This window comes from Embleya sp. NPDC127516 (assembly GCF_044765325.1).
Taxonomy (GTDB): domain Bacteria; phylum Actinomycetota; class Actinomycetes; order Streptomycetales; family Streptomycetaceae; genus Embleya.
The window spans coordinates 203,175-215,716 of record NZ_JBIWJT010000015.1 but is presented as its reverse complement, the minus strand read 5'-3'; the positions used below and the strand labels follow the sequence as shown (position 1 = coordinate 215,716).

Sequence of the window (12,542 nt, the reverse complement as noted above, 5' to 3'; positions counted from 1 at the left end):
TCGCGGTATTATGAATGTCAATTACTCGGCCAATTTGTTAGATTCCAGTAACAGATCAAAGTCCACCGGCGCACTGAAGCCGGGCTCCAGTATCGCGGCCACGGCCTGCTCCGGGTTCTCGGGGGTTCGCCACACATCGACCGGGCGGGTCCGGTCGATCGCGCAGGGTGAATCCCGGTCTCAGGACAGGTTCGCTTCGGGGGCGAAGGCGGGCAGCTTCTCGAGACTGCTGCGCACGGCCTCGGCGCCGTACTCGAACATCCGCCGCTCGTACTCGCTGGTCCGGCAACGGCGCCGGCACCAGGACCAGGAATGGGTACTCAGCCGCGAGGAGTTGTTTGACCGCTTCACCGCACTGCCTGCCGAGAAGTTCCCGCAGACTCGACGCCATGCCGCCGAGTTGATCTCCGGCACCGGACACGAGCGCTTCGAGTTCGCCCTCGGCCTGCTCATGAACAACCTGCGGCCCGCATCCGGTTGACCGGCGGAGCGCGGTGGCCACATGGACGCTTGGCGGCTTGGCCGTCGTGCTCACCGACTACGTCGGCAGCGACGTCATCCGTCATAGCGAGTTCTCCGGGTCACACCACGACGCGCGACCCACCCAGCCGTCAACACTGCCGGCGACGTCGACGTCGACCTCGTCGGGACCCTCGCAAAGCCGGGGCACTACTCCGAACGCGGTGTCGCGCGCGAACACAAGTCGTCGACGGCCGACCGCGCCGCTTCCACCGAACCGGCGGGGCCGAGGCGGATTCGGAAATCGGCTCGGCTTTTTCGTTATGCCTCTCCGGCCACCCGGTCTCCTATGTGTCGGCCGCTCCGGGCCGGCTCACAGCAAAGGGGCGCAGGTACGTGAACAACGACTCCCGCACCGCATCAAGGCGGCGCCGTTCGGGCCGGCGGCGCGCGGCCGGGTCCGGACACCGCCGGCGCGGGCACAACACCGCCCGCGCGGTGGCGATCACGGTGGCCGTGGCGGCCGTCGCGACAGCGGCCGCAACAGTGGGCGGCAGTGGTGGTGACCGCACGGCGGCCGACCGCAACTCGCAGAGCGCCGCGCTAGCGTCGGGCGACTCGCCCGCCCACGCTGTCGCCGCGACCAGTCCCGCAGCGGTGTCGACGGCGGGCACACCCAGCCCGATACGCACCGATCCCCCATCGGCCGCCTCATCGCCGTCCGGTTCCGGCGGCAGCACCCCGGCGGGGGCCACCACCGCTCCCGGCACCCAGCGTCCACCGGGCGAAACCGGCCCGGACTCCCGGAACACGTCGCGAACGGCGAAACCGTCGCACCCGGCCACCACCGCGGCCGGTTCTGCGACGCCGTTCGCCCGGCAGGTCGTGGAGTTGACCAATGCCGAACGCGCCAAGCACGGCTGCGGGCCGCTCACCGACAACGCCAAGCTCCAGGCCGCGGCGCAGGGGCACAGCCACGACATGGCCAAACGCGGCTACTTCGACCACATCAATCCGGACGGCGCCGATTCGAGCAGACGTATCAGCGCGGCCGGCTACCGATGGAGCGCATCGGGCGAGAACATCGCCGCCGGGCAGGCGTCCCCTGCGGCGGTGATGAACGCCTGGATGGCCAGCTCGGGCCACCGGGCCAACATCCTCAACTGCTCGTTCAAGGACATCGGCGTGGGAGTCGACTTCGCCCCCGGCGGCCCCCGCTGGACCCAGAACTTCGGAGCCCCCCAGTGACGTGACCTGCCCCGCACGGGGGCGAAGCGCGGGGCGTCGGTGAAGGATCCGGCGCGGCAGGCACGGTAGTTCGGGCGAATCCTCGTGATCGGTGTTCGTCGTCCCGTCCCGCCGAGTATCAGCTCGGCGGGACGGGACGATCGACGGGGTCCGTCGTTCACGGTCGAGCCCGATTCGGACCGTCAGGCAGCGTGGTTGCCCCGGCGCTTGCGCAACAGGATGCCGCCGCCGACCAGGATCGCGGCGGTGGCTAGGAGTCCGCCCACCGCGACCGTGCCGGTCTGCGCGAGCGACTTGCCGCCGCCTCCGGTCGTCGCGGGCTTCGAGGTCGTCGGGGCCACCGAGTCCGAGGCGGTCGGCGACGCGGACGATGAAGGACTACCGGTACCGGCCGACGAGGTGACGGGCGCGGGGGTCTTCGTGCCGTCGACCGGCGGCTTGCTGGTCGAGGGAACAGTAGTGGTCGGCGGCGCGGTGGTCGGCGGGTTGGTCGTCGGGGGCTTGGTGGTCGGCGGCGTTGTCGGCGGCTTGGCCGGGCAGGCATGCGAGAGGTTGAACCACTTCACCTCGCCACCCTTGACCTGGGCGACCGCGGAGGTCAGCGTGGCCCCGGCCGGCGACGCCACGTACGCGTGCTTGTCGCTGGGAGGACCGAAGGTGGTTATCACCTGCTGACCGCCCGGCTGGAAGGTCACGGTCAGCTTGACGAAGTCCGTCCCGTTCGTGGGAAGCACGAAGTGCCACCCGTCCTTGTCGGCGGGGATCGTGTTCGGGCACTCACCCCGCTCCACCCCATCGCTGGTGGCGGTCAGTGGGAGCTTCTGGTGCAGGTTTACGGTGTACGTGTCGCCGGTGGCGAAGGCCGGCGCCGTGCCGGCGGCCAGGACGAGCGGCACGGCGAGTGCGGTGGCCCAACGCGTTGCCTTGGAAGGCGAAGACATGGTGATACCTCTTGGGCAGAAGTAAGTTGCGGCCCAGGGAATCCGTCGTGCCGCCCGGCACGAGAGCCGCAGCCGAGACCTCTCGACACGCTCGCCCGGAAGACCGTTTCGTCCGCCCGGAACCGAAAAGACCCTCGATGAGGGGAGCCGAGATTCCCATCACGGAGAGTTCCACGTCAAGATAGAATTGTCCGAGTAGCAGTAGATATTCGCTTCATCCACCTTGCTCGGGTATAACGATTTCCTACAACACGGTATTTTTTGGCCGTCGCAGCACACCCGGACGCGTTGACCGGACCCGATTTCACGCCAATATGCCCCATTTCAGCACATCGCGAAGCCCTGCGATGCCGAACGAACCATGTCGGCCGAGCATTTCCGGCCACTGAACGCGCGCCGCACCCTCGACGCCTCCTCGATCCACGCACCTCGAGGCGGCCGAACGGCGACAATCCGGCGCTGCGGCGAAGTCGACGCGGCGAGCACGTTCGCCTCTCGCGAGGTCGACGGTGTCGTCCGGGCCGACTACTTCGGCGGTGACATCCGCGCGGTCTCCTCGTCGACACCCTCCAGACAGGCCGGACCCGGGCACTGGTTGACTGGCTGCGTGAGTACCGATCTTTGGCAGGTTGGCGGGCTCGATCTCGACGGCTACCTCGCGCGGCTCGGCCTCCCGGCGCGGACGCCGGGGCGGGAGGCGCTGGACGAGTTGCACGAGGCGCACGTACGGACGTTCACGTTCGACAACATCGACGTGTTCCTCGGGCGGCCCGGCGGCATGGACCTGGCGGCCGTACAGGACAAGTTCGTGGGCCGAGGCCGAGGCGGCTACTGCTTCGAGCACTCGACGCTCTTCGCGGCCGTACTGGAGCGGCTGGGCTATGACGTACGCCGCCGTCTCGGGCGTGTCGGCGACCCGGCGGACGGCAGCCTGCAGGGCCGTACCCACATGGTCGTCGAAGTGGCGCTGGACGGGCAACGGCTGCTGTGCGACCCGGGATTCGGGATGAGCGTGCTGCGCCCGATCCCGCTGGCGGACGGCGCGCAGGACGACCACCTCGGCTGGCGCTACCGGGTCGACCACTCCGACGGCGTGTGGGAGATGCGCCGCCGGCGCGACAACAGCTGGCTGATGATGCACTCCACCGACGAACTGGCAGTACTGCCCGTCGACGTCGAGATCGGTCACTACTACACGAGCACCCATCCGAAGTCGCACTTCAAGCGCACGCTGATGGTCACCCGCCACCTGCCCGACCGGCATGTCACCGTCACCCACGCCACGCTCACAGTGCGCCGGGCCGATGCGCCCACCGAGCACCGCCCGCTCCGCGACGGCGAACTCGCCGACTGGCTGCGTGTTCTGGAGGTCCCGCTCACGACGGACGAGGAAAAGCGCCTTCTCGAGCGGGCCGCAGAGGCGGTTGCGGCAAACACGTGATCACACGCCTGCCTCGCTGCCCGGCTCCGCTGACGGTTCAACGAGTCCGGGGCGTGACCACCGGCTTTTCCGCAGGTCGGGAGCCTCTTCACGCTGTGATGTGTCGATCGGTGCCGTGGGATAGCCAGGCAGGCAACGACCGGAGAAGCACGTGATCGATCGACGTCGACGTCTTGCCGGGGCCGGACGGTCGGCAAGAGCGAACACCACGCAATCGCGCCGACACCCCGGCTGGGTCGGCGGGCTGACGATCCATGTTCGACCTCGCCGTACGCCGCTCACGCAGGACCTCGCCGTGGTCGGCGACAAACCACGCGACCCGGCCGCGCTATGGGGGGCGACGGTGGTCGATCGTCCACTGCCGACCCGCACCTGATGTTGCGTCAGGGCCGGGCCCTGGGCGCCGGGCGCAGCGCGAGCGGTTGGTTTCACGGACCCGGACCCGGCGGGCCGCTCCTGGTCGGCCCGCCGGTCCGTGTGCTCAGCCGGCCGGGCCGGGCCGGCTCACCTGGGCATCGACCACGTCGGCCGGCACCCCCGGCGGGCGCCGCGTACCGTCCAGGATCGGGTCGAACGTGGTCTCACCGTGGAGGTAGCGACGGAAGAACGCCGAGGCGTACGCGGACGTGAGAGTGCGTTGAGCGGGCTCGGTCAGCTGGATCTGGTCGAGGTTGCGGTCGTCCTGGGAAAGGCAGGTACCGGGCTTGCTGCCCGGTACCGCGTCGTCTTCCGCGCTGACCTGGCCGCTGCTCGGCGACCACTGGGTGTTGAAGAAGGCGTGATTGGCCCCGCGTACGGTGAATTTGTGAATCGGGACGGTGTTCCGCCCGGCGTTCCACTCGAAGTAGTTGCCGCCGCGCACCGCGTCGCACGTGCCCCACATCACCGCGAACGGGATGTGGGTGACCGGCTCGTTGTCCCAATTGCTGGTCGGCGCCAGACCGAACACACCCTTCACCGTCACACCCACCGGCCAATTGCCCCGGCGGAGGTCGGCGGCCTGCTGCATGACCCCGCCGCCGCCCATCGAATGGCCCATCGTGCCGACGTTCGCCATGTCCAACCGTCCGCGGAAGTCGATCCGACGGGGCCTACCGTCGCGCGGATCGGTGAAGCGGTGCGCGAGTTCGCCGCCACCGGTCGCGGACAACTGTTGCCACATGGCCAGATGCCGATTGAGCAGGGCGGCCCGGGCGTGGTACACCGTGGGCGCCTGTCCGAACGACGTCGCGTTGATGCCATTGGTACCGATCGACACCACCACGAAACCCTGCGCGGCCAAGTCCCGGGCGAGGTAGTCGTATCCGCTCTTGCTGGAGATTTGCCGTACCCCGGGCGCACACGGCCAACCGCGCAGCCTGTCGCCCGCGACGTCGGCCAACTTCTGCTGTCGCTCGGCCTCGACGGTGTCGCCTGCGGCAATGGCCGCGTCCCTGGCCTTGAGCGCCGCCGCGAGGTCGACGGAGGCCGGGCGGTCGGCGCAGGTGTCCCACAGGCCATGCTGGATCACCACCAGCGGGAAGCGCCCGCGCGCCAGGTCGGTCGGGTAATGCACCACCCCGGCAAGCTCGTTCACCCCCAGGTACTGGCCCGCCTCGACCGGCGGCGGCACGAATGCCCGATCGCCGAGGTTGTACTGCACCGACGCGACCCGGTGCGAGCCGGCTTGCACCGCGCCCGCTGCCTCCGCCGACGCCGCCGCCTCGGCCGGCGCCGGCGTCGGCACCACGAGCAGCGCCGCAACGCCCGCTGCGGCCAGGCACGTTCTGACCCAACCACTACCGATCGTTGCTCGCCGCAAGTCGCGAAACCTCATGCATGCCTCCATGTCTCCGCGCACCGGCCATCTCGACGACTTCCGGTGATCTCATAGGCATACGTGAGTGGGACGCCGAAGGGTTGCACCGGACGTCGAGCCACCTGTCTGCGCTTCGTGCGCGGGACGCCGAGCCCGCCCGCGTCGAGTCGCGTCCCATCGCGTCGCGTCGCGTCGCGTCGAATCCGCAACGCGGCCGACGCGAACCGGCATTCGACGCGGCGAAGGCGGATGCACGTCGGCGTACTCGCAATTGCCCGGCAGGTCGGAGGGATCGTCGTCCCCACCCGGGACAGACCCAGGGCCGTCGCCGTTGCAAGTGACGACGAGGCCGCCGCCGGGTTCAGCCGGACCGGGCCCGGTCCGGGAGAAGAAGGTCACCCCGTCCCGCGTCCCGAAGTCCACGCCGTAGACGAGGGTCGTGCTCCCGCCCCGCACCGTGTCGGAAGCGGTGTCTCAGCCGTGGAGGAGACGACGAGCCTCGGTGATCAGCTCGGCAGGCAAGGTGGGGCCTGCGCACGCGTGATCGATCAGCAGTGCCCGGTACGAGTCGTTGGGCAGGTGGGGGACCAGGGCAATGAGGTCGCGGAGTGCGTCCGGCTCACCGGTGTGCCGGGCGCGGTAGGCGGCCTCGGCCGCACGGAGCGTGGTTTCCGTCGGGCCGTACTTTATCCCCTCCCCCGCAAAGCGCGCCGCGGCGGCGAAATCGCCCTGCTCGGCGTGCAGGTCGGCCAGGTCGAGGTACAGCGACCAGTTGTCCGGCTCCAGGGCGAGTGCGCGGTGGAACGCCGCCGCGGTCTTTTCCGGGTCACCCAACCTGCGCCATGTGCCCGCCCGTACGACCTCCGTCAGCATGACTCGTTCCATCGAGTCGGCGCGGTCGCAGAGGGCGAACGACTCGTCGGTGAGTCCACATGCCCGCAGGAAGATCGCCATCTTGGCCATCGCCTCCGGTAGCGGCTCGCGGTCGCAGACCACGGCGACGGCATCGAACCAGGGAAGGAGCCCTCCCCGCACCGTTGGTGTGTCCAGGTCGTGGCCGTGGTCCATGGTCCGCATGACCGCCTCGGCCACCGCCTCTGCGCCCACCGCGCCGAGGAAGCGTGCGTCACCGAACCAGGGAGCCTTGGCCCAGGCAACGGTGGGTCGCGCGCCGGTGACCGAACCGAGTGCCATCACCGCGACGTTCATGTCGTTCTCGAGAAAAGCGACATAGGACCGCGCCAACACCGCCGGCAGCGAAGTGGCCCCCTCGAGTGCCGCGGCCAGACCCTGTCGTTGTTCCTGCCACAAGTCGACGAGTACCGCGTACGGCTCCGGGGCCTCGGGCGCCGAGGCGATGGCGCCCGCCAGGTACCGGACGGCCGCCCCGGGATCGCCCCCACAGTGCGCCATCACTCGGGCAAGGCCGACCCCGGCAACAGCCGTTCGATTCAACATCATCCGAAGATAGTGGAGACCCGGGACCGCCGGGCCACACGTGCATCGGCACCTGCATATGTCCATTCGCCACGAGGGGCCAGGACCGATCGGACGGACGTCCCGCCCCGGTACATCGCCACCGGCGTCGCGCCGGCGACCTCCGGGTGCCGGCGACGACCGGTCCACAACCGGTCCCACGAGGCCAAGTCGTCGGGGCCGGCGTGGTGTCCGGGCTCTTGGTGGCTCGTTTCCGGAGTCACGGCCGAGGACCGATCACAGATCGGCGGCGTCGATCCAGCAGATCGTCGCCACCAAGTCCCGAGCTGTGCCGGTGGATTCGGCCGCGAGCAGAGCCCACTCCCGGCATTCGGCGACGATCTGCGGCCAGAGCTTGCCGCGGTCGATGTTCCAGTCGATGCCGGGTCCGTGACCTCCATACACTCCACCGTCTGCCTCGATCTGCCAGACCTGAAAGGAGAGCACCGCCTGCCCGTGGCCGGCGAGATCCTCGATGGCCTCGGCAAGATGGGCGGTCGGCCATGCGGAACCCAACCCCGGAACCTGATGCCGCAGCGCGGCGGCCCGGGCCGGAAGCACGACGTCGCGGGCACCGAGCTCGGTGAGCGCCCAACGCAGCGCTCCGCCTTCACAGTCGTCGGGATCCTCGCCCCGCCGCCGGAAGGCTTCATAGGCCTGCGACAGACACGGCACGGCACGGTGGATGCCGAGATCGCCCAGGGCTTCGGCGGCCCACTGCCGGACCACGCTGTTGTCGCTGCCCAGCATGCGCGTGAGAGCGTCCCCGGGACGCGGATCGCCCAGCGCGGTGAAGACCTCGATGGCGCACAGCTGCCCGAACGAGCCCAACCCCGGTGCTGCCGCGATCAACTGGTCCAGCACCCGCGGCCCCAGGGCGATCAGTGCATGCTGCGCGTCCTCGGCCACCTCACCCGAATCCGCGTCCAACTCACCGACCCGCCGCGCGATCACATCCTCCATGGGCGTCGAGTCTGGCCTACGGGTATCCGGCACGCCGGCGAAATATCCCCGGCCCGCGAGTCCACCGCGCGCCACTCGCCAAGCCGCGCGCAAATCCGACCGATCTTCCCTGCACGTCCTTGACCGCACGACGACTGAGCCAATACACGGCAATTGCCATCCTCGACGGGCACACGCCTGCGACCACGCGCTCAGGATGCGCGATAGTCGTCACCGGATACGCGTGCCTCTCCTCGCCAACGCACGGGGAAGTACGATTGCCGCAACCCGCTGCAGGAGGCGCCGAACCACCTCGCCCGGTGCCGGCCCGTAAAGGCGTTCGAACATCGCGATCTGCCGGTTGGCGGAGGGGGAAAGCCGCGGATGATCGAGGGCCGACGCGCCTTGATGCGCCGTGAGAGCCGCGCTCTGATCTCGCCCGGTGAGCGGCGAGCCATGGGAACTTCCCGACGGTCGTGTGCGCGCTGAGCCTACCGGTCGAGCAGACGATCGGGCGCGGGCCGGCCTCGAGTATCGATGATCCGCCGCGTGTGGGTGATGTTTCGCCGCCATCGGGGACCGTCGCCGGTCTCGTCCCACAGCTCGGCGAGTTCGCTGTCCTCCGCCAGGACTCGGTCGAGCGCGTCGAGCGCGAGTGCGCGCAGGTCGAGGGAGAGTGGCGGGATCGACTCCTTGGGGCCGTGGGAGGAGGTGATCGGTGCTCCTCCCGGGCATTGGGCCGCGATCAGTGCGGCGGCAGCGACGGCTTCCGTTCCCTCGAAGGCGTCGAGGTAGCCCCGGGTGGCGATCGTGGAGGTGAGCGCGGTGCGGACGATGTTCTCGCGCTCCGTTTCAGGGGCCTCGTCCAGGGTGTCGGCGAAGTCGGCGCCCATGTCGTTGTCGAAGGGGCCGATGTCCCAGCTGCCCATGCCGTTCCTCTCGCAGCGTTCTCTCGCGCATGTTCGCATTGATCACCGACACACGGCCGGCGACGCGAGCGCGGCGTGTTCGAAGCCGTCGGCATCGCGTGGAAGCGGCAGTTGACAGTGGGGCAATCGAAGCCTGGCCCCACGAGGATGCCGTTTCCGATTGCGGGGTTCGGTGTCTGGGCACCGGTCGGTGACCTCCATCAGCCCGGGCGGGACGACCTCCAGCTCCTCGAGGAAGTCGGGGACCGCGGAAGGGGCCGCGCCTGGCCCCAGTTGCCGTGGGTGGCCTCGCCCATGAAGTCGGTGACACCCCAGCCTCGATGAGTGGGGACTGCGAGGAGGCGCGGACGACGATGGCTGACCTTGTCGTTTACCCTCGTCTCGGTTGGGGGTGGGTATGGATCAGGCTGTCTTCGAATCCGTCCGGTACTCCGCGGTGTGCCAGGACTGCGATGCGGAGCTGGGGTGCTGGGGAGTCCAGGCCCTGGTGAATGGCCGGTTGCGCTGGGACGTCGAGTCGACCTGTTCCACTTGTGGCTTTGCTGTAGCCGTGTGCGGTGGCACCGTACCGACGGAACGGCGGGATCAGATGCTCGCCGAGCATGGGCCCGCGTGGCTGCAGGTGAGCACTCCGCCGGCGACGAGCGTCGCCATCATGCGCGTGCTGCGGGCCGAGCTCGGCGTTGACCTGATGAACGCCAGGGCTGTGCTGCGCCAAGTGCTGGATGGTGACTACTCAGGAACGCTTCCCGAGATGGAGTATCTGGCCCGCGCGCTTCGGAAGTCCGGCGTCCCCGCTGCGGCTACTCGTCCCTAAGCGTCTGACCTGGCGATCTATGCCGCGTAGGCGGTTCCGACAGCCCCAGCCGCCCATCGCTCGGCGGCCGAAGTGCTGATCCCGAGCAGGCGTTGGAGAACCCCTGGGGATCTGTGTGCCCCTGGCCCGCGCCGGCAACGGCAGGGAGCCGCGCCGTCGACGTGAGCGCACGACGGGACTTCGGGGATGGCCACTCGCCGCGCGCACCCGACCTCCGGCGGATCGCTGCCCGTAGAGCGCATGAACGACACAGGGCACAGCGGACGACCCGCGCGACAGCCGCCGGCGCGCCGAGAGTCGACACCCGACGATTGATCAGCCCGTCCGGTGGGGCGGCACGGGCCCGAGGAGTGGTGACGCGGGGGTGCTCGGGGCCGCGCGGGGCGCAGCAGTAGGGTTGGGCGTCTTCTCCCGTTCGTAACGGTGGCGGGCCTCACCGGTCGTGGGGGACGTCGAGACCTCGGCCACGAGTACGTCCCAGCACGCCTGCGAGGACGGAGAGCCGATCAGGGGGTCGGTATCGACGTGCGCGACCGTCGTGCGCGAGGACGCGCGGGCGGTGGCCGGCGCGGCGCGGAACTCGGCGAGCCCACTCACCCGGAGCACATCCGCGCCCAGGCACGTCGCGTTCGCGGCCAGGCCGACCGGCAGGATCCCACCGAAAGCCGCCGCCCCCGCCGCCCGATCCCAGTGCCATGCGCCGTCCTCTCCCCACGCCGACCCTGTCCGCCTTCGGCCTCCTCGTCCGGTCCGGCTATCGACTCGTGGCCGGCGGGTCCAAACTGGCCAGGACCGTTCCGTCGGCCGCGTAGGCGACCGCCGTCAGTCCTCCACCGCCGACGAAAGGGCTGTTGACCAGTAGCCTTCGGATCGAGCAGCAGCCCGACCGGCGTCTTGACCGGCCCGTCCGCGCACGGCAGAGCATCCGCCGGGCTTGAGCAGCGCGTCCGAGCGCCGGGCCGGACAGGCAGGCAGGCAACTCACCCTGGACGTACGACAGTTCCGCGAGCGCTTCAGCGCGTTCTCGCCTGTGCGGCAGACAGCCTCGGGCGCCACGGGCCTTCGCCCCGATCCGTCATGTGGCTCTTGGTCGAAGCACAGCATCAGGCGTAGGCCGCCCACGTCACATGTGATCGCCGAAAGCCCGGACACCTGCGCGGCAGGCTGCCATCGAGGCGTTCCCGGTTGCTATCCGACCAGGCGGCGGCGCCAGTCCAGGGGGCTGACGGTGATCGCCCGACCGGGGTCGCGGTCCCACTCGACGGCCAGGCCGGCCGCTTCGAGCGCGGCCACAACCTCGTCGCCGACGGCTGCGGTGGTCTCGGACGAACCGTCGAAGCCGCCGTAGAGGAGCGACAATCCGTGGCCTGCCGCCGCCGAGTCCGTGCACTGGGTGTGGAAGTAGACGTATCCGCGGGCGCCGGGCCCGCTTTCGCCGCCGATCTCGGAGTCGCCGCAGGTGCGGCAGCAGGTGAAGTGCTCACGGGCGGTGATGCCGGCCTGCTGAAGGACGGCGAACGCGCGGGCAAGCCGTTCCGGGTCGGTCTCGCCCTGCCACTCGGCCTGCTCCGCGACGCGCTCCAACCACAACCGATCGGCCAATGCCGCCCCCTGTTCACGCGAAACGGGACGGCGATCCTTGGTGACCAGGTACTCCTCGGCGAGTTCCGCCAGTTCAGCGCGGGAGGCGTAGCCACCGACCAGTTCCTCGCGCACCCGCCTCTCCAACAGCTCGTAATCGCCTTCATCCAGGTCGAGCGGCGGCACCTCACACGACGGACCCATGTCCAGCACCGCCCAGGCCAGACCGGCGTCCCAGCCGGACTCCTTGCGGGCCCAGCCGGTCATTGCCGCGATCACGGCCTCGGGATTGGCGACCGTCACCTGGAAGTGCCGGTCGGCGGCGCCGTCGCGGTGCTCCAGCGTGTAGTCCCCGCCGGCCGCGTGCCAGACCTGAGCGAAGACATCCGGCAGGTCGGGCACCCGCTGGACCACCAGGAATCGATCACCTTCACCGCCGATCCGCCGAACCAACTCCGCCAAGTCCTCGGCGGACACACGGACATACCGCCGCCCGCTCTCCGTCCCCACCACGATCTCGAGCATGCCCAGACTCTGACACAACCCCCTGACAACAACGCACCGGCCTCGGGGGGCGAGCGGCAAGCCGACACTTCCCGTGTCGCAGCGACCGCCATCTCGTATGGATGGGCTGGAGGGGCGACCGGGCCTCGGCCGTGGCATCCCGACCGGCACGCTCGGACCCATAGGCGCCCACGCTACGGGGACGCCGAACACGGACCCCCTGGTCGGCGCCGTCCGTATGCGGGCCGAACGAAGTGATTCACGCGTCCGGCCGACGTCGCCGAACGCACCGAAACAGATCTTCGGCACTCGGTCCTTCCTGGCCCACCGCCTCGGCGGGCCCGCCGCCGGCCTACCCCGCACAGCCCGCGCCCCCACCTCGATCGCCGCCGCCAGGTCGGTGAAA

10 protein-coding genes are annotated in these 12,542 nt (G+C 69.7%); 4 read left to right on the top strand and 6 right to left on the bottom strand.

Going from position 1 to position 12,542, the window contains the following annotated elements; translation table 11 throughout:
- The first annotated feature begins 10 nt into the window (after positions 1 to 10).
- Positions 11 to 481 (top strand): hypothetical protein, encoded by a 471-nt coding sequence (locus ACIRL2_RS28465; RefSeq protein WP_402235649.1) that lies wholly within the window; start codon positions 11 to 13, stop codon positions 479 to 481.
- Positions 482 to 1,350: 869 nt separating this feature from the next.
- A complete protein-coding gene (locus ACIRL2_RS28460) occupies positions 1,351 to 1,707 on the top strand; it encodes a CAP domain-containing protein (protein ID WP_402235646.1) in 357 nt (118 codons plus the stop codon).
- 182 nt (positions 1,708 to 1,889) lie between these two features.
- Here ACIRL2_RS28460 and ACIRL2_RS28455 read toward each other — a convergent pair whose 3' ends face one another.
- Positions 1,890 to 2,648: an LPXTG cell wall anchor domain-containing protein gene (locus ACIRL2_RS28455; RefSeq protein ID WP_402235643.1), complete on the bottom strand. Its 759-nt coding sequence runs from the start codon at positions 2,646 to 2,648 to the stop codon at positions 1,890 to 1,892.
- A 607-nt stretch (positions 2,649 to 3,255) separates the two neighbouring features.
- Between ACIRL2_RS28455 and ACIRL2_RS28450 the strand changes: the two genes are divergently transcribed.
- On the top strand, positions 3,256 to 4,089 hold the full coding sequence (locus tag ACIRL2_RS28450; RefSeq protein WP_395868526.1) for an arylamine N-acetyltransferase: 834 nt from the start codon (positions 3,256 to 3,258) through the stop codon (positions 4,087 to 4,089).
- A gap of 481 nt (positions 4,090 to 4,570) precedes the next feature.
- On the opposite strand, the gene ACIRL2_RS28445 is transcribed toward ACIRL2_RS28450, so the two are convergent.
- From ACIRL2_RS28445 to ACIRL2_RS28430, 4 genes are all read right to left on the bottom strand, one after another.
- The gene (locus tag ACIRL2_RS28445) at positions 4,571 to 5,905 is read right to left on the bottom strand and encodes an alpha/beta hydrolase (RefSeq protein WP_402235640.1); all 1,335 of its coding nucleotides are present in this window, start codon (positions 5,903 to 5,905) and stop codon (positions 4,571 to 4,573) included.
- 456 nt (positions 5,906 to 6,361) lie between these two features.
- A complete protein-coding gene (locus ACIRL2_RS28440) occupies positions 6,362 to 7,348 on the bottom strand; it encodes a tetratricopeptide repeat protein (protein ID WP_402235638.1) in 987 nt (328 codons plus the stop codon).
- 252 nt (positions 7,349 to 7,600) lie between these two features.
- Positions 7,601 to 8,326, bottom strand: coding sequence for a HEAT repeat domain-containing protein (locus ACIRL2_RS28435; RefSeq protein ID WP_402235636.1), 726 nt, complete (start codon positions 8,324 to 8,326; stop codon positions 7,601 to 7,603).
- Between the two features lie 470 nt (positions 8,327 to 8,796).
- Positions 8,797 to 9,234: a DUF4259 domain-containing protein gene (locus tag ACIRL2_RS28430; protein WP_402235633.1), complete on the bottom strand. Its 438-nt coding sequence runs from the start codon at positions 9,232 to 9,234 to the stop codon at positions 8,797 to 8,799.
- Between the two features lie 397 nt (positions 9,235 to 9,631).
- Between ACIRL2_RS28430 and ACIRL2_RS28425 the strand changes: the two genes are divergently transcribed.
- Positions 9,632 to 10,051 carry a hypothetical protein gene (locus tag ACIRL2_RS28425; protein ID WP_402235630.1) on the top strand — a complete coding sequence of 140 codons (420 nt, stop codon included), beginning with the start codon at positions 9,632 to 9,634 and terminating at the stop codon, positions 10,049 to 10,051.
- Positions 10,052 to 11,239: 1,188 nt separating this feature from the next.
- Here ACIRL2_RS28425 and ACIRL2_RS28420 read toward each other — a convergent pair.
- Positions 11,240 to 12,157, bottom strand: a complete 918-nt coding sequence (locus ACIRL2_RS28420; protein WP_402235627.1) for a DUF6891 domain-containing protein — start codon at positions 12,155 to 12,157, stop codon at positions 11,240 to 11,242.
- Positions 12,158 to 12,542: the final 385 nt, after the last annotated feature.